The following is a 25,285-nucleotide window of genomic DNA, read 5'->3' as shown; positions in this document are numbered from 1 at the left end:
ATGGAAAAACTCATACAAATAACCTCAGGAAGAGGACCTTTAGAATGCCAATGGGTGGTGGCAAAAGTTCTGAAACACTTTCTTCAAGAGGCAAAAGATAACAATATAGATTACGAAATTATTCACCGTGAAAATGGCGATGAAAACCTTACTTTGAAATCTGTGACTTTGCTTTTACAATCAAAAAATCTCAATGAATTTTTAAGTACATGGTTAGGAAGTATTTGCTGGATTGGCAAAAGTACATTCCGGAAACTGCATAAAAGAAGCAATTGGTTTATCGGCATTTTTGAACTGGAGGGATTGGAGAAAATCAATTTTAATGAAAAAGATATTCAGTTTCAGACCACGAGAAGTCAGGGAAGCGGCGGACAAAATGTAAACAAAGTGAATACGGCGGTTCGCGCGACACACATTCCGACAGGACAAAGTGTTTTCGTTCAGGATTCGCGTTCACAGTTGGAAAATAAAAAACTTTCGATTGAAAGACTTAAAGCAAAAGTACTGGAACAGAATATCATCCAGCTTCAAAAAAGAATGCAGGAAACTTGGAATAACAATCTGAATGTTCAGCGCGGAAACCCGGTCCGTACTTTTTCCGGAACCGACTTCAAAAAGAATTATGAAGACAAATCATTTAAAAAACAGAGAAGTCAACTGAAAAACGAATTAAAAAACTACAAAAATGACCTTAACTAAAAATAAATACTATTTTGAGGCTTTAGACAACTATCCGTACAGTTTGCCGGAGTGTCTGGAAGCATTAAACTATGCGTTGTCTTATGATCCAGAAGATGCGGACAGCCTATGTCTGATGGGAAGAATCTACAGCGAAATGTTATCCGATTATGAAAAGGCAAAACTGTACTTTGAAGAAGCCATGCAGTGTGATGTGACGAATCTTAATACACCGCAATATTATATTAAATGTCTTCTGGATAACGAAGATTATCAGGAAGCAGAAAAACTGATTGATTATTCTTTGAAAATCAAGGGAATTGACAAAGCAACCTTATGGTTTTACAGAGCTTTACTTTCCGAAAAAAGAGGAAGTTTTGCTAATGCTTTGAAATTTCTGGATGAATCTGCAAAATACTGTTTTACAGAATACAGCCTGAATGTGGTGAAAGACCGCAAGAAATTCATCAAATCAAAAATGCCGAAAAAAAAGAAAACTAAAAAAGAGAAGGAGACGAAATAAGTCTCCTTTTTTAACATAATATATTTTTTTGATAGCCATTCATAAAAAATCTTAGATTTGCTTAAAATCAGCCACATGAATAAAAATATATTTTATATACCACTCTCTGTAGCGGTGATTTTCGCTTACAGTACAGTAAATGCGCAAAATTCTAAATCACTGATTCAGGATTACTATAAAAAAAATGCGCAGCTTACTCAGAAAAATAATTTTGATAATAAGCTCGGATTTATTATTCTTAATGAAGACAATTCCAAAAGCCTTGGTGCAAATATTATAAACGTACAGCAGACTTACGACGGTCTTCGTGTGTACAATGCTTTAGGCAAGGTTCTGATAAAAGATGAAAAAATTATCTCTGAAAAAAATGATTTCAAAAAAGAGATTATTGTCGGAAATCAGGGAAGTCCGAAGGAAAGAATTCCCGAAGAAACGCTGAAGCAAAATTTAAATTTGAAGGAAATTTCAAGAATAGAGTACTTACCCAATGTTTATTTTGAAAAGAATAATGTATTTGTACTGGCTAAAGAAATTTTTGTGTCAGACAAAAAATCTTCAGATGTATGGCACGTAATTGCAGATGCTTCCACAGGAGAAATACTTACTAAAGACAATCTTACGGTAAGCTGTAATTTTGATCATAACGAAAGCAGTGAAGAGAACTCTTATTCAGAACCGGTAAAATTTACTACTGAAAGCTCAGATTCTCAGAAAACGACTTCATTATTAGTTCCGTCTAATGCCTCTTATAATGTTTTTCCTCTACCGGTGGAAGCTCCAAGTTTCGGATCGCGCTCTGTTTTAAACAATCCTTGGGATCTCATGGCGTCACCTGAAGGATGGCATTCTACAGGCACAGCAAGCTATACTAATACAAGAGGAAATAATGTGTACGCTTACTCCGATCAGGCAAATGTAAACACACCGGGATATTCTCCGGACGGCGGAGCTTCAAGAAATTTTGACTTCACATTCGCAGAAGGAAGATACATCAATCCGTTTACGCATAAAGATGCAGCCATTACCAATCTTTTTTACATGAACAATAAGGTTCATGATGTTTTTTACAAGTTTGGGTTTACAGAGTCGGCAAGAAATTTTCAAACAAATAATTTTGGAAACGGAGGAATTAGTGGAGATGCAGTAAATGCAGAAGCATTCGACGGAAGCGGACTGAATAACGCCAATTTCAATTCAGGATATGAAACGGTAATCAGCGGAACAACTTACCTTCTTGCGCCAAGAATGCAGATGTATCTTTGGTCAAGAGCACAGACAAGCGCAGATCCTATTTCACGTTATCAGTATAATTCTCCCTCTACCGTTGCAAGCCGTCCAAAAGTTTTAACCGGTGCCGCCTCTTTTGGGCCTTTGCTGTTCGAAGGTCAGTCCGTAACAGGAAATCTTGCTGTTTCTTCACCGGCGGATGCCTGTACACAACCCGCAGCAGGAAGTCTTACAGGAAAAATCGCCGTTGTAACCAGTACTACCTGCGAATACAGTCTTAAAGTTCTAAACGCTCAGAATGCAGGTGCAGTAGGCGTTATTGTTTACAGACCAAGTACAGATACTCCAACAACTATGGGAGCAGGAACCTATGGAAATCAGGTTACAATTCCTTCAATTAACATGGGGAAAACCGAAGGCGAATTTTTAGTAGCACAGATTTCAGGAGGAAATACAATAAACGCGACCTTAATTAATGATTTTAACGGATTTAAACATTCAAGTTTAGACAATGGAGTTGTTGCCCATGAATACGGTCACGGAATTTCCAACAGACTGACGGGACAGGGCTACAGTTGTCTCTCTTCTACCAACTCTACCGAACAGATGGGAGAAGGATGGTCAGACTACTTTGCATTGATGCTTACGACCAGACCGGGAGATACTTCTTCTCTGGCGAGAGGAATGGCAACCTATGTTGCAGAACAGGCAACAACAGGAAACGGAATCAGACCCGCAAAATATTCACTGGACTTTACAGTAAACGGATACACGTATAACAATACTAATTCTATGACTGGAGATCCTCACTCCATAGGATTTGTATGGGCTTCCATGCTTTGGGATCTTACGTGGAAATATGTAGAGAAATATGGGTATAACAGTGATGTTTTAGCCAATCCGAATTCGGGAAATGCCAGAATTTTACAATTGGTAATGGACGGGCTGAAACTTCAGGCCTGCAGTCCTACATTTATTGACGGAAGAGATGCCATTCTTCAGGCAGATCAGGTTAAAACAGGAGGAGCAGACAAATGTATGATCTGGAAAGCCTTTGCTAAAAGAGGCTTGGGAACAGCAGCTTCTGCCGGAAGCAAAACAGTAGGAACAGATCAGGTAGAAAGTTTTACCTATCCTGCAGAATGTGATATTGTACTGGCAACACAGGAAGCCGGAAATGCAGAAACAAAATATGTCGTTTTTCCAAATCCTACCTATGATGAATTCTTTGTAGGAAATATTGATAAATCCAAGGAAGACGTGAAGGTAAAACTTTTCGATATGTCAGGGAAATTAGTATTCTCCGATACGCGTGAAAACACCTCCAAAAAGGCATTTTCAACCAGAGGATTACAAAAAGGAGTATATATGGTAAACATCAGACAGGGTGAAAAAACTCAGACAGAAAAACTGATTGTTAGATAAATTATTCAATCAAATAATTTTAAGAAGGAAGTCATTTGGCTTCCTTTTTTGTACATTTAATAATGGAATTAAGATTCGAACGCAGACTGTTATATTTAAAAGAAACATTTTCAATTGCTTATGGAAACTATAATAAGAGGGAAGCCTTGCTCATAGAATTATCTCATCAGAAATGTAAAGGTTACGGAGAATGTGTAGCCATCGATTATTACAGGATTGATCTTCAAAGTTTTGTTTTAAAATTAAAAGAAATTCAGATTCTCATTGAAAGTCAGGAGATAATTCATCCGAAAGATTTTTTTACATTTTTATCGAATTTAAATCTGCCTCCGTTTTTACTTTCTGCATTGGATTGTGCGTATTGGGATCTTTTCGGTGAGCTGGAAAACAAAAGTTTTATTGAATTAAATCATCTTCCGTCAGACAAATTAGTTGAAAGTTCCATTACCATTTCTGTCGGTGAAATCGATCATCAGATTGAAAAAATCGAAAAAAGCTCATGGAATAAATTCAAAGTAAAATGCAAAGGCTTAGATAAAAACAACGTTGAAAAATTGTTACAGTTAAACCGAAATATTGCTTTAGATTCCAATGCAAGTTTTACGGATGAAGATTGTATCTGGCTTCAGGAAAATGATGAGGTTCAGAAGTTTTCTTATCTGGAACAGCCAAGACCAGTCGATAATTATCGAATCTTAGAAAAAGAAAGTTTTGCCAATTGGATGGCAGATGAAGATTGTCAGAATTTGGATTCATTAGACAAATTGATTCCCTATTACAAAAGCATCAACATCAAATTAATGAAATGTGGCGGATTAACCCCTGCTTTAGAAATGATCAGAAAAGCAAGAGCATTGAATTACAAAATCATGATCGGCTGTATGACGGAATCTACCGTGGGAATTTCCGCAGCCTGTAATTTAACAGGAATGGCAGATTATGCCGATTTGGACGGAGCTAATTTAATTTCAAATGACTATGCGACAGGAAGTTTCGTTAAAAACGGAAAAATTAGTTTATCTTCAAAACCAGGTTTGGGAATTATGATTAAATAAGTGAATGATGAATCGTCAATCCGCTTTGCTTATCAATTATTTCTCTCAGTGCTTTCATTCGCTGAGTGAAACGCCTTTGCAAACGAAAAATAAACAGATTAGAAATCAAAAAAACTTCGCGCTTTTTGTGTTAAAAATATAAAGAAGAATCAAAAACAAAAATAGACTTCATGGGAAGCCTATTTTTTGTTTGCTGAAATCAGATAATCATAAACCATTTGATGCTGGTCGTCACTCAGTTTAGCTTTAGGAGCCATTCTGCTGAGCGTATTGATCCAGCCCTGATCGTCGTGTTTTGCAGGATCCGGCAATTTATGACATCTGTTGCAGGAGTTTTCAAAAATTGTTTTCCCCTGTGCCAATTGTTCGGATGAAGTATATTTCGGTCCTGTTACCGCTGTACTTTTTGGTCCGCAGGAAATTAACATTCCCGCAGCGCTTAAAACAATACCTAAAATCAGTTTCTTCATAAAAATATTTTGTTGTGATTTACTTTTTAGCAGATACGATATAATCGTAAACCCACTGATGCTGTTCATCTGTAAGCTTCGCTTTCGGCGCCATCGAATTCATAATTCCTACCCACTGAACCGAAGTATGAGAAGCAGGATTTGGTAATTTGTGGCATCTTCCGCAAGAGTTTTCGAAAATTGTTTTTCCTTGTGCAATTTGTTCTGCTGTAGAAGTGGAAGCTACGGGAGTGGCTGCTGTGGAAGCTTTTGGTGTACAGGAAGCCAGTAAAACGGCAGCAAATGATGCTACAGCGATAAGTTTTTTCATGTTTTTTAACTGTTTATTCAAACAAATGTAGGAAATTCCCGTTTCCATTGATGAAATTGCACATAATTTAGAAGAAATACAAATAATAGTAGTGTAAATCGTGAAACCCGTTTCACTTGTAAATTGTGAATTTTTAAAATGAGCGAAAATTCTCACTACATTTGAATGGTGATTAAAAACAATTTTATCATTACAGTTTTAGAAGCTTAATCCCGCTTTCTGCTATATCTTTTTTTGCCATTACTCTTTCCCTTACAAAAAAAGGATGTCGCGTCAATCGGGGCTAGGTGTCCAGTCATCAATTCATAGAATTTTCCTTCAAACTTCAACTGCAGGTTTTGTAAGAAAAAAGTCAATTTTCAGCATTAAAAAAATTGACAAATGAAATGAATTCACTATTGACCATTCACTCTTTAATCCTTATTTTTGAAACAATGAAATTTTCTACAGAAGAGCTAATACAAGGAATAAGATCGGGAAACAAACGCCTGATCGCAAAAGCCATAACATTAGTTGAAAGTAAAAAAGCCGAGCACAGAACACAGGCAGAAGAACTCCTCAAACAAATCATGCCTTTCACGGGAAATTCGGTTAGAGTAGGAGTAACAGGGGTTCCGGGAGCCGGAAAATCTACATTCATTGAAAATTTTGGGAGACTTGCCATTGCCAATGGCAAAAAAGTGGCAGTTTTGGCTATAGATCCGAGTTCAGCCATCAATAAAGGAAGTATTTTGGGCGATAAAACCCGAATGGAAGAACTTGCCAAAGAAGAAAATGCATTTATACGACCTTCCCCGAGCTCCGGATTTTTGGGCGGAGTAGCAAATACAACTTTTGAAACCATGATGATCTGCGAAGCGGCAGGTTACGATTACATTCTCATCGAAACCGTTGGAGTAGGGCAGTCTGAAGTTTTGGTTGCCGATATTACGGATGTCTTTTTATTCTTAAAAATAATTGGCGGCGGAGATGAACTTCAGGGCATCAAGCGCGGAATTATGGAAATGGTAGATGTTATTTTCATCAATAAAGTCGATCAGGATAATCTTCAGAAAGCAAAAAATACCAGATTGGAATTAAAAAGAGCCTTAGATTTTATTCCGCCAAAAGAGAAAGACTGGAAAGTTCCTGTTTTGCTGGGTTCTGCTTTACATAACGAAGGTCTGAATAATGTTTTTAATAAAATTAATGATTTTATAACCCTCAAAAAGAAAACCGAAAGATTTGCTGAAGTAAGAATTCAACAGGCAGAAAAGCGTTTTGAGTATTGGGTTCAGGAATATATTTTAACAATGATGAAAAAAAATAATTCTATTGAGGAAGCCTACATTCAGCACAAAAAAAATGCTTCAGCCATGATTTCTAATCCCAGTACCGAAGCAAAATTATTTGTTGAAAAATTTTTATCTGAGCAGTAAAATTAAAGCTTTTCTTTCTGCACTTCATTTTTTGTAATGTATCCGTCGTAAGAAATCGGTTGTCTGTCGTTGCTTCTGATGGATGTAAATGCCTTTCCGTTTTTGAAAACCTCAATATTAATTTCATCCACCGAACTCTGGTCATTTACTTTAATTTTGATGAGCGATTTTCCTCTCTTTCCTTGAGATTTAGTCACTGTAAAATCTTTTGAAGTAAATCTGTAACTGTTTTGGGTGGTGTTTCCATAAGTAGGGTTAAAAATTCTTCCGAAATAAGGAAGCGTTACTTCAAGCTTATCCTTTCTCAGATCAATAGAATAATTACTTCCCGAAAGATCCAGAATTCTGGTTGCCGTAGCATTTGGCATAGAGCTCATAATGTTGATAACGTCATAATTGGTGGGTGTTGCTCTTTCTGCACGGAAAGAAAAATCATCAGAATTAATAAGAGCTGTTACACTCTGAGAATCGGTAGCGGTTTGGGAAGAACAGTTCTGAAAGATCATCAGAAATCCAAAAATACATATGATTGAAATATACTTTTTCATGTTACTAAAATAATTGTTAAATTTAGATAGCAAATTATATGCAAATATATTCTTTAAAATTATTTTGGAACAAAAATTGTAAAGGTTGAACTTATACACTCGCACTATGAAAATAAAACACATTTTTGGAATCGGAGCCATAGCTCTGTCGGTCGCTGCCTGTACTACAAACCCTATTACGGGAAGATCTTCTCTGCAGTTGGCAAATAACTCGGAAATTATGACCATGTCTGCTCAGGAATACAAAACAACACTAGGAAAATCCAAAGTGATTTCCGGAACTGCAGATGCAAAAAGAGTGGTAAGTGTAGGTTCCAGAATAAAGTCTGCTGCCGAAAGATATTATCAGCAAATTGGGCGTTCTGCAGATCTTGCGAACTACAAATGGGAATTTAATCTTCTTCAGAGTAACGAACTGAACGCATGGTGTATGCCGGGTGGAAAAGTTGCCGTTTATACAGGGATTTTACCGGTTACAAAAAATGAAAACGGACTGGCTGTCGTAATGGGACATGAAGTTTCACACGCTTTGGCAGGACACGGAAATGAGAGAATTTCTCAGGCTATGATTGCACAGTACGGCGGACAGATTTTGGGAGGATCTATCTCAAATTCTCAGTGGGCAAGTGTTTTTCAGCAGGTTTACCCTATCGGTTCTCAGGTAGCCTTATTAAAATACGGAAGAAATCAGGAGTCTGAGGCAGATCAGATGGGATTATATCTGATGGCAATGGCCGGTTACGATCCTAGAGAAGCAATCCCGTTCTGGAACAGAATGGAAGCTGCATCTACGGGAGCCAGACAACCGGAATTCCTTTCTACTCACCCGAATCCTGAGACAAGAATTTCAGATATTAATAAAAACTTGCCTAAAGCTTTGGAATATTACAGGGCTGCAGGAGGTAAAATGTAAATTATACAAAATTTTAATCTTGAGTAAAGCCTTGTTGAATTTTAATAAATTTGATAGGGCTTTTTAATTTAAACCACTTAAACACAACACTATGAAAAATTTAACCATTATCGGACTTGTGCTGTTAGCTTTGTCTATACTGCTGTTTTATTTAACATCTAATAATTTTACAATAAATGATCTTCAGATGTCTCATATCATGGGAATTCTGGGCGGAATCGGAATTGGTTTAATTATCGGAGGAATGGTAGGCTATGTAAGTAAAGGAAGTGCGATAAAAGCTGAGCAGAAAAGAAAAGAATTTAAACAATTGCAAAAAGATAAAGAAGATCTGGAAAAACAGGCGGCAGAAATTGCAAGACGAGAAGCAGAACTTCGCAGTCGTGAAAATCAAAATCCTCAAATCTAATGATCTGAGGATTTTTTATTAGGTTGTTATTTTCGTCAGTTAAAATTTATATCCTACACCTACCATAAATAAATTCGGTCTGTTATCATATCGGATTTCCTGTCCGGAAACTTTGTTGATAAAGTTTCTGGAATCTTTACTGAAAGCGCCTTCATATCTTGCATTCACAAGAAATTTTTTAATTTCCAGCTGAGCTCCGAACTGGTAACCTACTGTAAAATTGTCTTTTGCGTTTTCCTGAAAATCGTTATAGGTATTTTCTTTACTCAAATTGTAGCTCGCTACCGGACCTGCATACACTCCCAGAAAATCACCTAAAACTTTATGCCCGATTAATACGGGTAAGTCCAAACGGTTATTTTTAATATCGAAAGTGGTATTTGATGCAGGATCTGTAAAATCACTTTTAAAAGTAGTATAATACAATTCCGGCATTAGAAAGAACGAGGCAGGAAGATTTGCCTTTAAAGAAAGACCAATATTGAAACCTACATTATTTTTGCCTTCTCCTTCAATTGCCTGGTTTACGGTTCCTTTAATATTTTTCCAAGAAGGAGAACCTGTAGGAAAAATTAAATTCGTTTTCGCCGCAAGAGAAATCTGCGCGGAAGCCAACATAGAAAAACCTATTAACGCTATACTAAATGCCTTTTTCATTATCTTCTATTTTTGTAATTGTGTTATCAATCGTTTTATTATTCTCAAGCAAATATTCTCTCAGTTCTTTAAATAACTCTGATGAATAAACGAAATCAATGAGATTTTTATTGCCTGCCGTAATCAGAACATCCTTATTTCCTTCCCATTCTTTGATCCCAAGTCTCAGGTAAACAATTTTCTCGCCAATTGTCATTACAGAATTCATATCGTGGGTATTGATAATCGTTGTCGTGTTATATTCTTTGGTAATTTCGAGCAGAAGATCATCAATTACATTAGACGTATAAGGATCAAGACCCGAATTGGGTTCGTCACAGAAAAGATATTTCGGATTATTTACAATGGCTCTTGCAATCGCCACACGCTTCTGCATTCCTCCGGAAATTTCCGATGGGAATTTTCTGTTGGCTTTATCAAGATGTACTCTTCCGATAACATCAAACACCCTTTTTTTCTTTTCTCTGAATGTTAAATTTGTAAACATATCCAGCGGAAACATAATATTTTCCTCTACTGTTAAAGAGTCAAACAAAGCACTCCCCTGAAATACGGTTCCGATTTCAGAACGAAGATGCTGTTTTTCCTCACGCGTCATTACGTTAATATCTTTTCCGTCGAAAAGAATTTCTCCCGATGTTGGCTGATAAACATTCAATAAACTTTTAAGAAAAACCGTTTTTCCGGAGCCACTCTGTCCGATGATTAAGTTTACTTTTCCTTTATCAAAAGTGGTTGAAATTCCTTTAAGTACTTCAACTTCATCAAAACTCTTTTTAAGATCTTTTACCTCAATCATCAGCTTAAAATTAATTGGGTTAATAACAATTCCGAAAGGATAATAAATACCATTGTCCAGACTACAGCCTGTGTACTTGCTCTACCAACTTCCAGCGATCCTCCTTTCACGTTATATCCAAAATAAGAAGGAACTGTTGCAATGATAAAGGCAAAAACAATAGTTTTGGTAAATGCATAATAAATAAACAGATTAGGCATATACATTTGGATACCCACAACATAATCGTTTGTCGTCCAGTTTCCCGTTAAAATTCCTGCAATATATCCTCCTGCAATACCAAAAACAATACTAATGGCAATTAATAAAGGATTAAAAATTACACAGGCAATAATTTTAGGGAAAATCAGAAAGTTGGGAGAATTTACTCCCATAATATCCAAAGCATCAATCTGTTCGGAAACCCTCATTGTTCCGATACTGGAAGCAATGTAAGAGCCTACTTTTCCGGCTAATATCAGACTGATAATAGTCGGGGAAAATTCCAGAACCAAAACCGCTTTCGTGGCATATCCTACGAAAGAAGGAGGAATCGGGAAAGATGAAGCATCGAAGTTATTGAACATCTGGATCGCAACAACTGCTCCCACAAATATTGAAGTGAAGATCACCAACCCAAAAGAGTTGACTCCCAAATCGTTTATTTCTCTCATGAACAGCTTCCAGAAAACCCTCATTTTCTGAGGCTTCTGAATAGATTTACCAAGAAGAAGGATGTATTCTCCTACAGCTGTAAAAAACTTTTTTAACATTCTGCTAAATTAGACTTTTTTTATTGAATTAGATTGAAGTTGAGACCTGAACGAAGTCCCACTTTCAACATTAAATTTTAGTATATCACAATGTAGACCAAAAACATTATTTTGCATTTTTATCTCCTGTAAGAACCAGCAAAACTGTTTTTAAAATAATCACAAGATCCAGCACAAAACTCCAGTTTCTTACATAGAAGGCATCTGCCAAAACCCTTTTGTTCATTTCCACTTCCACATCTCCGGCATCTCCGCGAAGTCCGTTTACCTGAGCAAGACCGGTAATTCCGGGACTTACAAGGCTTCTTAAACTGTATCTTCCGATTTTAGGTTTGTAATAATCGTCAACAGCCAACATATGCGGCCGCGGACCTACAATAGACATTTCACCTTTCAGAACATTTATAAACTGCGGCATTTCATCCAGACTGGTTTTTCTTAAAAATTTCCCGATCGTTGTAATCCTTGAATCATTCTCTGAAGTGGTTTTCGTGGAAGATTCATCATTCACAACCATGGTTCTGAATTTAATACATTTAAAAACTTCTTCATGAAAACCATATCTTTCCTGAATAAAAAAGACGGGACCTTTCGATGACGACCGTATTAAAATGGCGATAATCGGAAAAAGCCACGAACAGACTCCCACCAAAATTATTACCGAAAAAATAACATCAAAGGTTCTTTTCAGTAAAAAATTGGAGTAGTAATCGAGAGGATATTTTGCCTGATTGAGAATCGGCTGTGTCTGAATATAGCCAATATCATACAGAAAAAAATTATTCTGAATAATGCTCGGAATCAGAGAGATATGTACTTTGTTGGCTTCAGCCAATTTAAAAATTTCCCGTTCCTGCTTTTCATCATATCTGTTTTCAGTCGGAATAAATAAAGTATGAATTCCGTTTGTCTTCCAGAAATCAATCAGTTCCTCAGCATTTATTTCTGCATTTTGATAGTCGAAAATTTTATAACCGTAATCTCGTCTATCCTTTAAAATATTCTTTAAAACTTCCGTAGAGCTGTTTTCACTCAGGAACATAACATTTCTGTGATTGATTCCGAGACTTCTGAAGTATTTAATTCCAAAATAAATCAAAGATTTCGCAAGGAAAATAAAGAAAAACAGATAAAACGAAAGCCAGTAAATATCCGAATTAAAAAATACATTGTAACTCACCTTTCCGATAAGAAAAACTCCCAGAATGAAAAGTAAAAAATGAATTAAAAGCCTTTCTAAAAATAAAGTATAGGTAAGATTTCTCGGGATATTATAAATCTTTGTCCTGCCGCTGAGAAGCATCCAGAACAGAAATAACAATGCCAGAGAAAATAAATTCTGATACCATGTTTCCTGATTGTATTTTAAACTTTCATTTCTGCTCAGAAAAAAGAATATAAAAATAGATGCAATAACCATAAGGTCAAGCAAAACGATGATCGATTTCAGGTATCTGGAGTATCGAATTCTCTGCATCTATAGGCAATTACGGATACGAAAGGCTAAGTTACATATTTTTATGGGATATTCAGATACTTATGGGTCTGAACTGATGCCCTCCACTCCGGATTTTCCAAAATAAAGTCTGTAATTTTAGGATACATTTCATCCCTTTTGCTCCATTCGCTCTGAAGATACAGCGTACAGTTTTCCGATACTTTTGAAGCCTGTTCCTGAGCAAATTTAAAATCATTATTGTTGAAAACAATGACTTTCAGCTCATGTGCTTTAGTATAAATTTCTTCCTTCGGAAGTCCGGTTTTCTTTGGAGAAAGGGTAATCCAGTCGATTTGTCCGCTCATCGGATAAGCTCCCGAAGTTTCGATATGAATAGAACAGCCTAATTCTTTTAACTTTCCTGTTAAAATATCAAGATTCCACATTAGAGGTTCTCCTCCTGTTAAAACGATTGTTTTACAATGTTTAGCTGCAGTTTCGGCAATGTTTTCCGCATTCATTAAAGGATGGAGATTCGGATCCCAGCTTTCTTTTACATCACACCAATGGCAACCGACATCGCAACCACCTAATCTGATGAAATAGGCTGCTTTTCCGGTATGCGCTCCTTCTCCCTGAAGAGTGTAAAAATGCTCCATTACAGGGAGCATTTTACCTTGTTTTAATAATATTTCTTCTGTTAAATTCATTTTAAATTAGTCGTTATAGACCGAAGTTTTATAAGCAATGATGGTGTTTTTCATCAGCATCGCTCTTGTCATAGGTCCTACTCCTCCCGGAACCGGCGTGATCCAGCTTGCTTTCGCAGCACAGCTGTCGAAATCTACATCACCCGCCAAATAGTATCCTTTCGGAGAATCGTCGTCTACTCTTGTAATACCAACGTCCACAATTACAGCTCCGTCTTTAATCATTTCACCTTTTAAAAAATGAGGATCGCCTAAAGCCGTGATTACGATGTCTGCTTTTTTAGTATATTCTTCGATGTCTTTTGTATAAGAGTGCGTTAAAGTTACCGTAGAATTTCCCGGGAAATCTTTTCTTCCCATTAAAATACTCATAGGTCTTCCTACAATTTTACTTCTTCCGATGATAACACAGTCTTTACCTTTTGTTTCAATATTGTATCTTTCCAGTAAGGTCAAAATTCCAAACGGTGTTGCAGGTAAAAAAGTATCCATTTCCAAAGCCATTTTTCCGAAATTTTCAGGATGGAAACCGTCAACATCTTTTCTCGGATCGATTGCGTTGATAATTTTTTCCTGATCGATCTGTTTTGGCAAAGGCAACTGAACGATAAATCCGTCCACTGCTTTAGATTTGTTTAATTCGTCGATTTTTTCCAATAATTCAGATTCTGAAACGGTGCTTGGAAATTTAATTAAGCTTGACTGAAATCCGACCTCTTCACAATCTTTCACTTTTGCATTTACGTAAGCCTTACTCGCTCCGTTGTTTCCAACAAGAATCGCTACCAAGTGCGGAGCCCTTCTCTTGTTGGCAAGAATTTTTTCTACTTCAGCCTTAATTTCCTGTTTTATTTCTTTGGATACTTTTAATCCGTCAAGAATTTGTGCCATTTTTACTTTATTACTTTTTATTAGATTTTTTTATGGATATTTTTCCGGATTCTGGTGGGTGCAGAAAACGGAGAGAATATTTACGATTTTTTCTTTTTCATCTACATCAAATAAAACTAAATAAGGCAGTTTCTTTAAAGGAATTGCTCTTACATCTTTATATTTTACTGCGAAAAAAGGATTTATTTGCAAAGATTTATAAGCGTCCAATAATTTTTTCTTAAAACTCTTAGCTGCAGATTGAGATTGCATTTTATAATATTTAATGGCATCATCAATATTATTGTTTGCAATTGGAGAAACCAAAATTTTAAATGCCATACTTTTCGGAAATTCTCTTTAACGATTCGAATGCATCTACCGATTGTGATCTGTCTTGTTTTAAAGCTTCATCAATTACCCTTTTCATTTCATCTGTCAGCTCAAAATCATCCTCATTTTTTTCAAAGCTGATTTTCATTTTTTTCAAAAGATTTTCCATTAAAGTTTCTTCTTCTTTATTTTTAAGATGGATGGTAATAGTACTCATATCTTTGTATTTTAATCAAAATTAATGAAAATCAGCAATAATTTTATTTGTTTGCTTTATAATAATTAATTAATCCGTTGGTTGAAGAATCGTGAGAATTAACCGTCTCATTATTTTCAAGTTCCGGTAAAATTTTATTGGCTAAAACTTTTCCTAATTCCACACCGAACTGGTCGAAACTGAAAATATTCCAGATTACCCCCTGAACGAAAATTTTATGCTCATATAATGCAATTAACTGTCCTAGTGAAAAAGGAGTTAATTCGTTGAATAATATTGAGTTAGTTGGTGTATTGCCGTGGAAGACTTTATAATTTAATAAGAACTCAATTTCTTCTTCAGATTTTCCTGAAGCTTTTAATTCTGCTTCTACTTCTTCTTCCGTTTTCCCGAATGCAAGAGCTTCAGTCTGAGCGAAAAAGTTCGCCAGTAATTTATCCTGATGATCAGAAACTTTATTCGGGCTTTTTGCATACGCAATAAAATCTGCCGGAATCAGTTCTGTTCCCTGGTGAATCAACTGATAGAAAGCGTGCTGTCCGTTTGTTCCCGGTTCTCCCCAAATAATTGGTCCTGTCTCATATTCTACAAATTCCCCGTTTCTGTCCACACATTTTCCGTTACTTTCCATATCACCCTGCTGGAAATAAGCAGGAAAACGGTCTAAATATTGCGAGTAAGGAAGGATTGCATGAGTGGTTGCTGCATAGAAGTTTCTGTACCAGATTCCGATCAGTCCCATTAAAACAGGAATATTTTCCCCGAAATCTGCCGTCTGGAAATGTTGGTCTGTATCGTAAGCTCCTCTTAATAATTGTTCGAAATTTTCATAACCCACTGCAAGAACGATACTTAAGCCAATCGCACTCCACAATGAGTATCTTCCGCCAACCCAATCCCAGAATTCGAAAATATTTTCCTCTGCAATTCCGAAGTCTTTAACTGCCTGAACGTTAGTAGATAAAGCGACAAAGTGTTTTGCTACATCTTCCTGTTTTCCGGCTTTTAAGAACCAGTCTTTCGCTGAGTTGGCATTCGTCATTGTTTCCTGTGTCGTAAACGTTTTGGAAGCAATGATAAATAAAGTGGTTTCAGGATTTAAAGTCTTTACAACTTCCGCCAGATGATTTCCGTCTACATTGGAAACAAAATGAACGTTTAACCTTGTTTTAAAATGCTTCAGAGCTGAAACTACCATCACAGGTCCCAAGTCTGAACCTCCGATTCCGATGTTTACCACATCTGTAATTTCTTTTCCGGTAAAACCTTTGTGATCTCCCGAAATAATGCTTTCGGAAAAAGATTTCATATGATCCAGAACTCTTTTGATCTGAGGCTTGATATTTTCGCCGTCAACCAGAATTTCTTTATCTGAAAAATCCCTCAAAGCAGTATGAAGGACAGCTCTTCCTTCTGTTTCGTTAATTTTATCTCCCGAAAACATTTTAGAAATCGCATCTTTCAATTCGCATTCTTCTGCAAGATTTAAAAGTAGATTTTTTGTTTTGGAATCAATTAAATTTTTAGAATAATCAAACAAAAAATTAGGTCTTTTGATTGAAAATTCATTAAAACGGTTCGGATTGTATTGGAAAAGGCTTCTTAAATCGAAATCATTGTTGGCAAATTGTTCGTCAAGCGCTTTCCAGCTATTGGTTTGAGTAGGATTTATTTTTGATAGCATATCTTTAGAAATTAAGGTTTTGTGACTTCGGATTCAGGATTATTGAATGCTAAATCCTCGTGCAAAATTATTGATTTGCAAATTTACGGAATTTTAGTTCAATCGTATTAATGGATGATTAAAAATCAAATGTATATTGAGTAATAATTGATTTTTTTAATACTTAAAATGCTTATTTTTAGGCATAATATTTTACGACATCATGCTGAACAGAAGAAATTTTATTAAAAAGTCATCGTTGGGAGTAGGATTTTTCGCATTGCCTGTTTCTGCAAGATTTTTATTTGCAAACGATTATGTTTCTAAAAGACCTCCTGTCAATGAACGAAAATTTACTTCAGTAGCTGTTGAAAAAACCATTAAAGCCATCAAAAAATCAATTGCCGATGAAGAATTGGCATGGATGTTTGAAAACTGTTTCCCAAATACGCTTGATACAACCGTAAAATTTTACCGGAAGAATAATAAACCTTATACTTATGTTATCACAGGAGATATTGACGCGATGTGGCTTCGGGATTCTTCCGCGCAGGTTTATCCTTATTTAAGTCTCGCCAATGAAGATGAAAAACTGAAAAATCTTCTGAAAGGCGTCATTAATAAGCAGGTTGAATGCGTTCTTCTTGATCCTTATGCGAACGCGTTTTTCGATAATTCAAGCAAAATAAGCGAATGGAAAGCCGATTCAACGCAAATGAAACCCGGAATTCATGAAAGAAAATGGGAGATCGATTCACTTTGCTATGTCATGAGATTATCTTACAATTACTGGAAAATAACAGGAGATTCTTCTGTTTTTGATGTCGACTGGAAAAAAGCGATGCTTTTAATTTTGCAGACTTTTAAAGAACAGCAGCGAAAAGATTCAAAAGGTCCGTACAAATTTCAACGATCTAACGGAAATCCTTTGGATACACAATTTGCAGGAGGTTATGGAAATCCTACAAAGAAAGTGGGGCTGATTCATGCAATGTTCAGACCTTCGGACGATGCGACTTTTTATCCGTTTTTAATTTCTTCCAATATGTTTGCGGTCGTTTCTTTGAGGGAAACTGCTGAAATTTTTTCTGAAATTTTTAAAGATGAAAATACCGCTGCTCAGTTTAAAAATTTAGCAGAAGAAGTGGATGAAGCCATTCAGAAATATGCAGTTTTAAATCATCCGACTGCAGGGAAAATTTATGCCTTGGAAATCGATGGTTTTGGGAATGCTTTATTTATGGATGATGCGAATGTTCCGAATTTATTATCCATTCCTTATTTGGGTTACAGATCCAAAGAAGACGAGATCTATAAAAATACCCGAAAATTTTCTTTAAGTAAAGCAAATCCGTGGTTCAGTGAAGGTAAATTTGCGAAAGGAATTGGCGGACCGCACATCGGAGAGCATAAAATCTGGCCTTTAGGTTTGATTATGCAGGCTTTGACAACGGATGATAACGAAGAAATTGTTTCCTGCCTGAAAATGCTGAAAGCCACACATGCCGGAACCGGATTTATCCACGAATCTTTTGATGTAGATAATCCGAAAGATTTTACAAGATCATGGTTTGCGTGGGCAAATACATTGTTTGGAGAACTAATTCTTCATCTTTATAAAACAAAACCTGAAATCCTGAAAAGAAAGTTTTAAGCATAAAAAACCTCCGGATTTACCGAAGGTTTATTGTAAAATTTAAAATATATAGATAACCGAAGTTAGGATCGCTAAATTTCTGTTGTAGGCTGTTTTTTAGCAGGTTTTCTTTTTCTTACGAAATAAACAGCGGCAATTCCGATTAATACAATTGGCCAGACGGTGATGAGTCCTACTACAATTTTCTGGATCAGATAATATCCTTCCACAAAAGCTGATTTTGCACTGTACAGAAAATCAAATTTGTACTTGTCGTCTATGCTTTGTGTATTGGTAACAGCGATTTCTGCTATTCGTATTTTGGGTTCTTTAATGTAAATGTCAACAGTGCTGTATTTCAGCATATCGGTCATATTCATGCTTTCCAGTTGCTGGCTGTTTCCTTCCTTCATATTTTCATCGCTCATGGTTACTTTGTCTTTATTTACTTTCATCTGAGCAATATTGTCGGTTGTTTTTTTGTTTCGCTGAGCTTCCAGAGCAGAATATTTAATATTTGCCGTTACATCTTCCGCATGAATCGATCTTACATTCAGGAACAGTTTTTTATTATTAATTAAAGTCAGCAGTTCGCCCAATTTTTCTGTGGGAACTCTTACCTGCATGGCATTTTCGGACTGGTATTTTTTTATCAGCATTGCCTGTTCGTCTGATGTGTTGTAAGTTTCTTCAGAAACCACGTTGCTTTTCAGGTCGCTGTTTGTTACAAATCCGCCTAAATCCTGAACCGATTTTTCGATTGAAATTGTTGCTTCGTACACATCTTTCACTTCCATATTTACATCTGCTGTTTTAATGAACTGTTTGTCTTTTACCTTCATCGTTGCAACAGAAGAAACACTGTCTGAAGTTATTGATGCTGCGGAATCCGCGGTTGCATATTTTTCCAGGTCTGAAGAAGAAACTTCTCCTTTTTTACATGAATAAAACCCTAATAAAAGTGCTGTTGCGATAGTGAGTCTGATGTACTTCGTTTTCATAGATATAGATTTTTAATGTTTTGCTTATCCTAAAGTTCAGACAGAATCGTTTGTAATATTTGAAAATGAAACGTAAAAATTCTGTAAAGAAAAATTCCATTTTAATTATTTGAAATTCAGTATTTTGTAAATTATTAACGATTTGGATACCCTATTTTCGGAGTAATTTTTGATGTTCTTTTACAAATCAAACACAACAAATTATTATGTCAAATACTTTTTCCAAAATCAGAAACGCCATAGAATTATTCAGATCCATAGATTTTGATCAGTTAAGTTCAATTTCTCAAAAGGTAAATCTTCCCAAGCTGATGGAAAATTTCTCCAAATTAGATGATAAGCAGCTTAACGGAATGATGAAAATGCTTGATCCTCACAAAAAGAAAAAGGAGCTTCCCGAAATTGACGGCGATTTTTACGATATATATCACACATTAAGCCCTGAACAGCGTGAAATTCAGTTAAAAGTGAGAGCATTCATGGAAAAAGAAGTTAAACCACTTGTTAATCATTATTGGCTGAGAGATGAATTTCCGCATGAATTAATCCCAAAATTTCAGAAACTGAATATCTGCGGAGTTACTTACGAGGGTTACGGCTGTCCCGGAATGCCTTTTTTAATGGAGGGTGTTATTGCGATGGAAATGGCTAGAATTGATGCTTCCATCGCTACCTTTTTCGGAGTGCAGTCCGGTTTGTCAATGGGTTCCATTTATATCTGCGGTTCAGAAGAGCAAAAGCAGAAATGGCTTCCTCAGATGCAGAGATTTGAAAAAATCGGAGCTTTTGGATTAACAGAACCTGAAGTTGGCTCCGGAGCTGCAGGAGGATTAACGGTTACCTGTAAAAAAACACCAGAAGGCTGGATCCTGAACGGACAGAAGAAATGGATCGGAAATGCAACATTTGCAGATTTAATTATTATCTGGGCAAGAGATTTAGATGACGGCGAAGTGAAGGGATTTATCGTAGAAAAAGACAATCCAGGGTATTCCGTTGAGAAAATCAAAGGGAAAATGGCGTTGAGAATTGTTCAGAATGGTTTGATTACGCTGAAAGATTGTTTGGTAACAGAAGAAAACAGGTTGCAGAATGCCAATTCTTTTAAAGATACCGCAAAAGTACTGCAAATGACGAGAGCCGGAGTTGCATGGATGGCAACAGGATGTGCAAGAGGAGCGTACGAAAGTGCACTGGATTACACAAGAAAAAGAGAACAGTTCGGAAAACCGATTGCTTCTTTCCAGATGATTCAGGGACATTTGGTAGAGATGCTTTCCAATCTTACAGCAATGCAGACGATGGTTTTCAGGCTTTCCGAAATGCAGGATGCAGGAATTTTAAAAGACGAACACGCTTCTCTGGCAAAAGTTTTCTGTACCATGAGAACCAGAGATATTGTTTCCAGAGCACGGGAAGTGATGGGCGGAAACGGAATTCTGCTCGAATATGATGTCGCAAGATTTGTAGCCGATGCGGAAGCTATTTATTCTTATGAAGGAACAAAGGAAATCAACTCCCTTATCGTAGGAAGATCAATTACAGGTTTTAGTGCATTTGTTTGATATTAAAAATGAATTGTCAATAATCAATTCGCTTTGCTTGTCAATTTAAAAATTCACTTTCGAAGCAAAATTCACAATTGACCATTCAATCTCTTATTTAACTAAGTTTTTATATTTTTCTTTATTATCGATAATCATCCAAAGATTGATAAGGAAAAGAACTCCGGTAATTGACATCCCCATCGGAGATTTGTCTAAGGTAAAGATATGACAGACAATTCCGATCATTACCGGAAGAATAATAATGGCGCCCAAAGCTCTCGTTTTAGGAAAAATAAAAAGCAGACCGCCTATAACTTCGACTATTCCTGTAAGCGGCATCAGCCAACTGATTTCTCCAAATGCGGCAAAAAGTTTCATTTGTTCGGGAGTCGGCTTTTCCATCGGCATATAATTGAAGAATTTGTTTAATCCGGCATTAATGAACATCAATCCGAAAAGAAGAGAAAGGATAAATTTTACGATTTTCATGTTATGATTTTTTATTAAAGTTAAATAAAAATACAATTGGCTGATTAAAAAGAAAATAAAATTTAAATAAATTCTCTGTTTTGAGAAATATTTAGTGAACTATATGGATTGATTTAATATATTTGTTGCACAATACAAATAAAACTAAATATTATGCTGAAAAATCTTAAAAAACTAAATCGTGCAGATTTAAGAGAAATTAAAGGAGGCGGTGGCGCGGAAAAATGCGATATCGGACCTGTTGGATGTCCTTGTAAAATTCCGCCGGGCGATCCTTGTTTGGGTGGAGGAGGAGATCCCGGAAATCCTGGAGACCCTGTAGGATATTGTCCGGACAGCGGAGAGTATATTTATTGTACCGCACTTTGTCCAAACGGATTACAGCCTCTTTGTGCATTGTAAAAAAAAAGCCTTCAATTCTGAAGGCTTTCTTTTTATAGTTAATTGTTGATTATCAATCCATTTCCTTTAAAGTGATATTCTTGGAGATTTTATAGGTTTTCTTCTTTTTATGAGGTTTTTCTTCTTCACCCAGCAATTTTCCCCAAGGCTGAAGTCCCTGAACTCTTTCGAAAATTATTTTAATGATGGCAATTGCCGGAATACAAAGAAACATCCCCGCAATTCCCCACAAATGTTCTCCGATAAGAATTCCTATAAATGAAAATAAAGCATTGATTTTTACTTTGGAGCCCACCACAAATGGCAGAACAATATTTCCGTCTACAACATGAACCGCAATATAGCCGATTGCCACATAGATGCAGGTAGATGGAGTAGAGGTTGCGAAAGCGATAAAACATGAAATCAAAAGACTGATGCAGATTCCCAGATACGGAATTACATTTAACAAGCCCGTAAGAACTCCTAAAAGAATGGCGTATTTTACTCCCAGAATCGTAAGAACAATAGAAGTAAGGACGGAAACGATTAAAATCTGAAGACACAATCCGATAATGTACTTTTTGGTCATCACTCTTACTTCGCCTACCACTTCCTGAACGCTGGCTTTATGTTTTTCATTAAAAACGGTAATAATAAAGTTATTTAAAACTCTTCTGTAATTCAAAATGAAGATAAAAAACAGAATAAAAAACACAAAGAATCCTAAACTCGAGGAAAAAATCCCAAAAGTAAAGCCCAGAATAACCCCCGAAGATGAAAGAAGTTTATTCAGTCCCTGATCAATATAATTAAGCTGTTCATCTATTTTTACATGAAAAGTTCTGGAAACCCAATGCTGAATATCTTCCGCAACGGAGGTGAACTGTCTTTTAAGATGGGGTATATCTTTACTGAAATCCGAAAGCTGTGATCCGAAAAAGTAAATTAATCCCGTTAAAATAAACAGCATTATTAATACTGAAGCAATGGTAGACATCGATCTTGTAAATCTTAATCTTTTCTCCAGAAAATTGGCAACCGGCAGAAACAGCATCGCCATTAAAAATGCCAGAAAAAACGGAGCTAAAATACTCTGTCCCAAAGCAAGAAGATATCCCAATCCAATGATGGAAATAATAACCAGCGTGAGTTTTACAAGAAAAGGGAGTCGAAGTAAATTCATGGTGTGAAAATCTGTTCTATAAAAATAATAAAAACCGTTCGAGTTAAGTGCTTTAACCTTTAAATCTTTTTCAACTCATTAGAAAAATGTGTGCCATTTAGTAAGGCTGTTTACCTTTAGTAAAAAAACAATAAAAAACACATCTCAAATCTGAGACGTGTTTTTTATTTAAATGATAAGTCTGAATTATTTTTCCAGTGCAATTTCGATTACCTCTTCCATTCTGCTAACGTAATGTACATTCAGATTTTTCAGGTAATCTTTTTTGATTTCTTCCACATCTTTTTTGTTGGCTTCACAAAGAATCACATCTTTAATTCCTGCTCTTGTTGCAGCAAGAAGTTTTTCTTTAATTCCACCCACCGGAAGAACTTTTCCTCTTAAAGTAATCTCTCCGGTCATGGCAAGATGAGGTTTTACCTTTTTATTTTTAAAAGAAGAAACCATTGAAGTCAGCATGGCAATTCCTGCTGAAGGTCCGTCTTTTGGTGTTGCACCTTCAGGAACGTGAACGTGGATGTTTTTCTTTTCAATATCATCCTGAGAAATTCCAAGTTCATCATGTTTCGCTTTAATATATTCCAGTGCAATGGTTGCAGATTCTTTCATAACAGTTCCTAAGTTTCCGGTCATGGATAATGAACCTTTTCCGTTGCTCAAAATACTTTCAATGAATAATATATCTCCGCCAACGCTCGTCCATGCAAGACCCGTCACAACGCCCGGAACTCCGGTAATTTCCGATAAGCTTTTCGGTCTCGGAACGCCTAAAATTTCATCTACTTTTTCAATGGAGATTTTAGGATCGTAATCTTTCACCAAAGCAGTCTGCAAAGCTACCCAGCGAGCAATTCCTGCAATTCTTTTTTCAAGAGATCTTACCCCGCTTTCCGAAGTATGTGCTTCAATAATATGTTTTAATTCAGCATTGCCAAGCTTGAACGATTTAGAATCCAAGCCGTTTTCTTCCTGCTGCTTTTTAATTAAATGTCTTTTTGCAATTTCAATCTTTTCCTCTAAAGTATAGCCTGCAATCTGAATGATTTCAGTTCTGTCTAACAATGGAGTCTGAATGGTTGATAATGAATTTGCCGTTGCAATAAACATCACTTTAGACAAATCATAACCCATCTCTAAGAAATTATCATAGAATGAATTATTCTGTTCAGGATCAAGAACTTCTAAAAGTGCCGAACTTGGATCTCCATGCAGTCCCTGTCCGATTTTATCCATTTCATCCAGAACAATAACAGGATTGGAGGTTCCGGATTTTTTGATAGACTGAAGAATTCTTCCCGCCATCGCGCCAATATATGTTTTTCTGTGACCACGGATCTCACTTTCATCATGAAGCCCACCCAAAGAAAGTCTTACATATTTTCTTCCCAATGCATCCGCAATAGATTTTCCCAGTGAAGTTTTACCAACTCCCGGAGGTCCTACAAGCAAAAGGATAGGGGATTTCATGTTGTTTTTAAGCTTTAAAACCGCCATGTGTTCCAGAATTCTTTTCTTGATATCCTCTAAACCGAAATGGGCTTTATCTAAAATTTTCTCCGCTTTGGCAATATCAAAAACATCTTTGGTGTATGTTTCCCAAGGAAGGTCTGTAAAAAAATCCAGATAATTTCTCTGAACATTATAATCCGGTGAATTCGGGTTCTGACGCTGTAGCCTGTTGATTTCCTTTTGGAAATGTTCCTCTACTTCCTCGCTCCACTTTTTGGATTTTGCTTTGTTAATCAAATCTTCCACATCGCCTTCCGGTCCGCCTCCCAACTCTTCCTGAATCGTTCTGATCTGCTGGTTCAGGAAATATTCTCTCTGCTGTTTATCAAGATCCTTTGATGTTTTCTGATGAATCTGGTTTCGCAATTCAAGCTTTCTGAAATCTTCATGCATCATTTCGTAGCACTTATTGGCTCTTTCCATCAGATTCTTTTCTTCCAGAAGTTTCTGTTTGTCTGAAGACGGAAAGTTAGCGTTGGTGCAGATGAAATTTAGAAGATCATCATTGTTGTTGATGTTTTTTATGGCAAAATTCGCAGCATTCGGAATGTTGGGATCCAGCTCAATGATTTTCAGGGCAAGATCTTTTACGTTTTCCAGCAATGCTTCGTATTCTTCTTTGTTTTTAGGCTTAGAATCCTTTAATTTTGATATTTCTGCTTTAAAATAAGGCTGTTTTTCAACAACTTTCTTTATTTTAAAACGGTGAAAACCTTTGGTAATAGCCGTAATATTTCCTTCCGGAAGTTTAATGATTTTGATGATCTTTGCCAAAGTTCCGGTCTGGAATAAATCTTTTTCGGCAGGTTGTTCAAGATCTGAATTTTTCTGGCTTACGATTCCGATAAAATCGCCATTTTTCTGCGCTTCTTCCAATAACTGAATAGATGCTTTTCTTCCGGCAGTAATCGGGATTACAACATTCGGGAACATCACCATATTTCTTACAGGAAGGATCGGGAATATCTTTTGCTCAGAATTTTTTTCTGTTTCCGCAAGATCATCAATGTTGATTTCCTGAGCTACAATATCAAATCCGTCGCTTATCATTTCTTCTAAACTTATATCTTCAAATTCTGTCATAGTAAATCGAATGACAAATTGTCATTATCGTTTTAATT

The 25,285-nt window shown here is 36.2% G+C and carries 26 protein-coding genes; 10 read left to right on the top strand and 16 right to left on the bottom strand.

Features of this window, described 5'->3' with window-relative positions; all coding sequences use genetic code 11:
• From prfH to WFH39_RS13090, 4 genes are all read left to right on the top strand, one after another.
• Positions 1 to 699 (top strand): peptide chain release factor H, encoded by a 699-nt coding sequence (gene prfH / locus WFH39_RS13105; RefSeq protein WP_336690233.1) that lies wholly within the window; start codon positions 1 to 3, stop codon positions 697 to 699.
• Positions 686 to 1,201: a tetratricopeptide repeat protein gene (locus WFH39_RS13100; protein WP_336690232.1), complete on the top strand. Its 516-nt coding sequence runs from the start codon at positions 686 to 688 to the stop codon at positions 1,199 to 1,201. The genes prfH and WFH39_RS13100 overlap by 14 nt, the downstream gene beginning before the upstream one ends.
• A gap of 75 nt (positions 1,202 to 1,276) precedes the next feature.
• A complete protein-coding gene (locus tag WFH39_RS13095; RefSeq protein ID WP_336690231.1) occupies positions 1,277 to 3,853 on the top strand; it encodes a T9SS-dependent M36 family metallopeptidase in 2,577 nt (858 codons plus the stop codon).
• Between the two features lie 62 nt (positions 3,854 to 3,915).
• Entirely contained in the window at positions 3,916 to 4,908 is a 993-nt protein-coding gene (locus WFH39_RS13090) for an enolase C-terminal domain-like protein (RefSeq protein WP_336690230.1), read from the top strand.
• A 179-nt stretch (positions 4,909 to 5,087) separates the two neighbouring features.
• Here the strand turns inward: WFH39_RS13090 and WFH39_RS13085 are convergent, their stop codons facing one another.
• Together WFH39_RS13085 and WFH39_RS13080 are read right to left on the bottom strand one after the other, a co-directional pair.
• Positions 5,088 to 5,378, bottom strand: coding sequence for a cytochrome C (locus WFH39_RS13085; RefSeq protein WP_336690229.1), 291 nt, complete (start codon positions 5,376 to 5,378; stop codon positions 5,088 to 5,090).
• A 19-nt stretch (positions 5,379 to 5,397) separates the two neighbouring features.
• The gene (locus WFH39_RS13080) at positions 5,398 to 5,688 is read right to left on the bottom strand and encodes a c-type cytochrome (RefSeq protein WP_235132000.1); all 291 of its coding nucleotides are present in this window, start codon (positions 5,686 to 5,688) and stop codon (positions 5,398 to 5,400) included.
• Between the two features lie 434 nt (positions 5,689 to 6,122).
• Here WFH39_RS13080 and meaB point away from each other — a divergent pair, with 434 nt between their 5' ends.
• Positions 6,123 to 7,106, top strand: a complete 984-nt coding sequence (gene meaB / locus WFH39_RS13075; RefSeq protein ID WP_336690331.1) for a methylmalonyl Co-A mutase-associated GTPase MeaB — start codon at positions 6,123 to 6,125, stop codon at positions 7,104 to 7,106.
• 2 nt (positions 7,107 to 7,108) lie between these two features.
• On the opposite strand, the gene WFH39_RS13070 is transcribed toward meaB, so the two are convergent.
• Positions 7,109 to 7,654: a DUF4251 domain-containing protein gene (locus tag WFH39_RS13070; RefSeq protein ID WP_336690228.1), complete on the bottom strand. Its 546-nt coding sequence runs from the start codon at positions 7,652 to 7,654 to the stop codon at positions 7,109 to 7,111.
• Between the two features lie 106 nt (positions 7,655 to 7,760).
• Between WFH39_RS13070 and WFH39_RS13065 the strand changes: the two genes are divergently transcribed.
• Together WFH39_RS13065 and WFH39_RS13060 are read left to right on the top strand one after the other, a co-directional pair.
• Positions 7,761 to 8,567 (top strand): M48 family metallopeptidase, encoded by an 807-nt coding sequence (locus WFH39_RS13065; protein WP_336690227.1) that lies wholly within the window; start codon positions 7,761 to 7,763, stop codon positions 8,565 to 8,567.
• A 91-nt stretch (positions 8,568 to 8,658) separates the two neighbouring features.
• Entirely contained in the window at positions 8,659 to 8,976 is a 318-nt protein-coding gene (locus WFH39_RS13060) for a hypothetical protein (protein ID WP_214587605.1), read from the top strand.
• A gap of 39 nt (positions 8,977 to 9,015) precedes the next feature.
• Here the strand turns inward: WFH39_RS13060 and WFH39_RS13055 are convergent, their stop codons facing one another.
• The 9 genes from WFH39_RS13055 to pgi form a co-directional block, all read right to left on the bottom strand.
• Positions 9,016 to 9,633, bottom strand: coding sequence for an outer membrane beta-barrel protein (locus WFH39_RS13055; protein WP_235131998.1), 618 nt, complete (start codon positions 9,631 to 9,633; stop codon positions 9,016 to 9,018).
• Positions 9,617 to 10,432: an ABC transporter ATP-binding protein gene (locus WFH39_RS13050; RefSeq protein WP_214587603.1), complete on the bottom strand. Its 816-nt coding sequence runs from the start codon at positions 10,430 to 10,432 to the stop codon at positions 9,617 to 9,619. The genes WFH39_RS13055 and WFH39_RS13050 overlap by 17 nt, the downstream gene beginning before the upstream one ends.
• On the bottom strand, positions 10,432 to 11,184 hold the full coding sequence (locus tag WFH39_RS13045) for an MlaE family ABC transporter permease (RefSeq protein ID WP_235131997.1): 753 nt from the start codon (positions 11,182 to 11,184) through the stop codon (positions 10,432 to 10,434). The genes WFH39_RS13050 and WFH39_RS13045 overlap by 1 nt, the downstream gene beginning before the upstream one ends.
• Positions 11,185 to 11,290: 106 nt before the next feature.
• Positions 11,291 to 12,661: an exopolysaccharide biosynthesis polyprenyl glycosylphosphotransferase gene (locus WFH39_RS13040; protein ID WP_214587601.1), complete on the bottom strand. Its 1,371-nt coding sequence runs from the start codon at positions 12,659 to 12,661 to the stop codon at positions 11,291 to 11,293.
• 41 nt (positions 12,662 to 12,702) lie between these two features.
• A complete protein-coding gene (locus tag WFH39_RS13035; protein ID WP_336690226.1) occupies positions 12,703 to 13,332 on the bottom strand; it encodes a 7-carboxy-7-deazaguanine synthase QueE in 630 nt (209 codons plus the stop codon).
• A gap of 6 nt (positions 13,333 to 13,338) precedes the next feature.
• Complete coding sequence (locus WFH39_RS13030; RefSeq protein WP_087708212.1) at positions 13,339 to 14,223, bottom strand: bifunctional 5,10-methylenetetrahydrofolate dehydrogenase/5,10-methenyltetrahydrofolate cyclohydrolase; 885 nt, start codon at positions 14,221 to 14,223, stop codon at positions 13,339 to 13,341.
• Positions 14,224 to 14,253: 30 nt separating this feature from the next.
• Positions 14,254 to 14,544: a type II toxin-antitoxin system RelE/ParE family toxin gene (locus WFH39_RS13025; protein WP_116096680.1), complete on the bottom strand. Its 291-nt coding sequence runs from the start codon at positions 14,542 to 14,544 to the stop codon at positions 14,254 to 14,256.
• Positions 14,534 to 14,752, bottom strand: a complete 219-nt coding sequence (locus WFH39_RS13020; RefSeq protein ID WP_087708215.1) for a hypothetical protein — start codon at positions 14,750 to 14,752, stop codon at positions 14,534 to 14,536. Before WFH39_RS13020 ends, WFH39_RS13025 begins: the two co-directional genes overlap by 11 nt.
• 43 nt (positions 14,753 to 14,795) lie before the next feature.
• Positions 14,796 to 16,436 carry a glucose-6-phosphate isomerase gene (gene pgi, locus WFH39_RS13015; RefSeq protein ID WP_336690225.1) on the bottom strand — a complete coding sequence of 547 codons (1,641 nt, stop codon included), beginning with the start codon at positions 16,434 to 16,436 and terminating at the stop codon, positions 14,796 to 14,798.
• Positions 16,437 to 16,641: 205 nt separating this feature from the next.
• Between pgi and WFH39_RS13010 the strand changes: the two genes are divergently transcribed.
• On the top strand, positions 16,642 to 18,069 hold the full coding sequence (locus WFH39_RS13010; protein WP_442891721.1) for a glycoside hydrolase family 125 protein: 1,428 nt from the start codon (positions 16,642 to 16,644) through the stop codon (positions 18,067 to 18,069).
• 74 nt (positions 18,070 to 18,143) lie between these two features.
• Here WFH39_RS13010 and WFH39_RS13005 read toward each other — a convergent pair whose 3' ends face one another.
• A complete protein-coding gene (locus WFH39_RS13005; protein WP_336690223.1) occupies positions 18,144 to 19,052 on the bottom strand; it encodes a DUF4349 domain-containing protein in 909 nt (302 codons plus the stop codon).
• 206 nt (positions 19,053 to 19,258) lie between these two features.
• Between WFH39_RS13005 and WFH39_RS13000 the strand changes: the two genes are divergently transcribed.
• Entirely contained in the window at positions 19,259 to 20,617 is a 1,359-nt protein-coding gene (locus tag WFH39_RS13000; protein ID WP_336690222.1) for an acyl-CoA dehydrogenase family protein, read from the top strand.
• A gap of 93 nt (positions 20,618 to 20,710) precedes the next feature.
• Here WFH39_RS13000 and WFH39_RS12995 read toward each other — a convergent pair whose 3' ends face one another.
• Positions 20,711 to 21,088, bottom strand: a complete 378-nt coding sequence (locus WFH39_RS12995) for a DoxX family protein (RefSeq protein WP_336690221.1) — start codon at positions 21,086 to 21,088, stop codon at positions 20,711 to 20,713.
• A 153-nt stretch (positions 21,089 to 21,241) separates the two neighbouring features.
• Between WFH39_RS12995 and WFH39_RS12990 the strand changes: the two genes are divergently transcribed.
• Complete coding sequence (locus WFH39_RS12990; protein WP_087708224.1) at positions 21,242 to 21,490, top strand: bacteriocin-like protein; 249 nt, start codon at positions 21,242 to 21,244, stop codon at positions 21,488 to 21,490.
• Between the two features lie 52 nt (positions 21,491 to 21,542).
• Here WFH39_RS12990 and WFH39_RS12985 read toward each other — a convergent pair whose 3' ends face one another.
• On the bottom strand, positions 21,543 to 22,655 hold the full coding sequence (locus WFH39_RS12985; RefSeq protein ID WP_336690220.1) for an AI-2E family transporter: 1,113 nt from the start codon (positions 22,653 to 22,655) through the stop codon (positions 21,543 to 21,545).
• Positions 22,656 to 22,841: 186 nt separating this feature from the next.
• Positions 22,842 to 25,247, bottom strand: coding sequence for an endopeptidase La (gene lon, locus WFH39_RS12980; protein WP_336690219.1), 2,406 nt, complete (start codon positions 25,245 to 25,247; stop codon positions 22,842 to 22,844).
• Positions 25,248 to 25,285 lie beyond the last annotated feature (38 nt).

This window comes from Chryseobacterium sp. MMO-72 (assembly GCF_037146035.1).
GTDB lineage: Bacteria > Bacteroidota > Bacteroidia > Flavobacteriales > Weeksellaceae > Chryseobacterium > Chryseobacterium indicum.
The sequence above is the reverse complement of the archived record's forward strand: the minus strand, read 5'-3'. Positions and strand labels throughout refer to the sequence as shown.

What these genes read in the sequence shown, in the direction of transcription:
- prfH (WP_336690233.1), top strand. Translation starts at nt 1, where the DNA reads ATGGAAAAACTCATACAAATAACCTCAGGAAGAGGACCTTTAGAATGC.
- WFH39_RS13100 (WP_336690232.1), top strand. Translation starts at nt 686, where the DNA reads ATGACCTTAACTAAAAATAAATACTATTTTGAGGCTTTAGACAACTAT.
- WFH39_RS13095 (WP_336690231.1), top strand. Translation starts at nt 1,277, where the DNA reads ATGAATAAAAATATATTTTATATACCACTCTCTGTAGCGGTGATTTTC.
- WFH39_RS13090 (WP_336690230.1), top strand. Translation starts at nt 3,916, where the DNA reads ATGGAATTAAGATTCGAACGCAGACTGTTATATTTAAAAGAAACATTT.
- WFH39_RS13085 (WP_336690229.1), bottom strand. Translation starts at nt 5,378, where the DNA reads ATGAAGAAACTGATTTTAGGTATTGTTTTAAGCGCTGCGGGAATGTTA.
- WFH39_RS13080 (WP_235132000.1), bottom strand. Translation starts at nt 5,688, where the DNA reads ATGAAAAAACTTATCGCTGTAGCATCATTTGCTGCCGTTTTACTGGCT.
- meaB (WP_336690331.1), top strand. Translation starts at nt 6,123, where the DNA reads ATGAAATTTTCTACAGAAGAGCTAATACAAGGAATAAGATCGGGAAAC.
- WFH39_RS13070 (WP_336690228.1), bottom strand. Translation starts at nt 7,654, where the DNA reads ATGAAAAAGTATATTTCAATCATATGTATTTTTGGATTTCTGATGATC.
- WFH39_RS13065 (WP_336690227.1), top strand. Translation starts at nt 7,761, where the DNA reads ATGAAAATAAAACACATTTTTGGAATCGGAGCCATAGCTCTGTCGGTC.
- WFH39_RS13060 (WP_214587605.1), top strand. Translation starts at nt 8,659, where the DNA reads ATGAAAAATTTAACCATTATCGGACTTGTGCTGTTAGCTTTGTCTATA.
- WFH39_RS13055 (WP_235131998.1), bottom strand. Translation starts at nt 9,633, where the DNA reads ATGAAAAAGGCATTTAGTATAGCGTTAATAGGTTTTTCTATGTTGGCT.
- WFH39_RS13050 (WP_214587603.1), bottom strand. Translation starts at nt 10,432, where the DNA reads ATGATTGAGGTAAAAGATCTTAAAAAGAGTTTTGATGAAGTTGAAGTA.
- WFH39_RS13045 (WP_235131997.1), bottom strand. Translation starts at nt 11,184, where the DNA reads ATGTTAAAAAAGTTTTTTACAGCTGTAGGAGAATACATCCTTCTTCTT.
- WFH39_RS13040 (WP_214587601.1), bottom strand. Translation starts at nt 12,661, where the DNA reads ATGCAGAGAATTCGATACTCCAGATACCTGAAATCGATCATCGTTTTG.
- WFH39_RS13035 (WP_336690226.1), bottom strand. Translation starts at nt 13,332, where the DNA reads ATGAATTTAACAGAAGAAATATTATTAAAACAAGGTAAAATGCTCCCT.
- WFH39_RS13030 (WP_087708212.1), bottom strand. Translation starts at nt 14,223, where the DNA reads ATGGCACAAATTCTTGACGGATTAAAAGTATCCAAAGAAATAAAACAG.
- WFH39_RS13025 (WP_116096680.1), bottom strand. Translation starts at nt 14,544, where the DNA reads ATGGCATTTAAAATTTTGGTTTCTCCAATTGCAAACAATAATATTGAT.
- WFH39_RS13020 (WP_087708215.1), bottom strand. Translation starts at nt 14,752, where the DNA reads ATGAGTACTATTACCATCCATCTTAAAAATAAAGAAGAAGAAACTTTA.
- pgi (WP_336690225.1), bottom strand. Translation starts at nt 16,436, where the DNA reads ATGCTATCAAAAATAAATCCTACTCAAACCAATAGCTGGAAAGCGCTT.
- WFH39_RS13005 (WP_336690223.1), bottom strand. Translation starts at nt 19,052, where the DNA reads ATGAAAACGAAGTACATCAGACTCACTATCGCAACAGCACTTTTATTA.
- WFH39_RS13000 (WP_336690222.1), top strand. Translation starts at nt 19,259, where the DNA reads ATGTCAAATACTTTTTCCAAAATCAGAAACGCCATAGAATTATTCAGA.
- WFH39_RS12995 (WP_336690221.1), bottom strand. Translation starts at nt 21,088, where the DNA reads ATGAAAATCGTAAAATTTATCCTTTCTCTTCTTTTCGGATTGATGTTC.
- WFH39_RS12990 (WP_087708224.1), top strand. Translation starts at nt 21,242, where the DNA reads ATGCTGAAAAATCTTAAAAAACTAAATCGTGCAGATTTAAGAGAAATT.
- WFH39_RS12985 (WP_336690220.1), bottom strand. Translation starts at nt 22,655, where the DNA reads ATGAATTTACTTCGACTCCCTTTTCTTGTAAAACTCACGCTGGTTATT.
- lon (WP_336690219.1), bottom strand. Translation starts at nt 25,247, where the DNA reads ATGACAGAATTTGAAGATATAAGTTTAGAAGAAATGATAAGCGACGGA.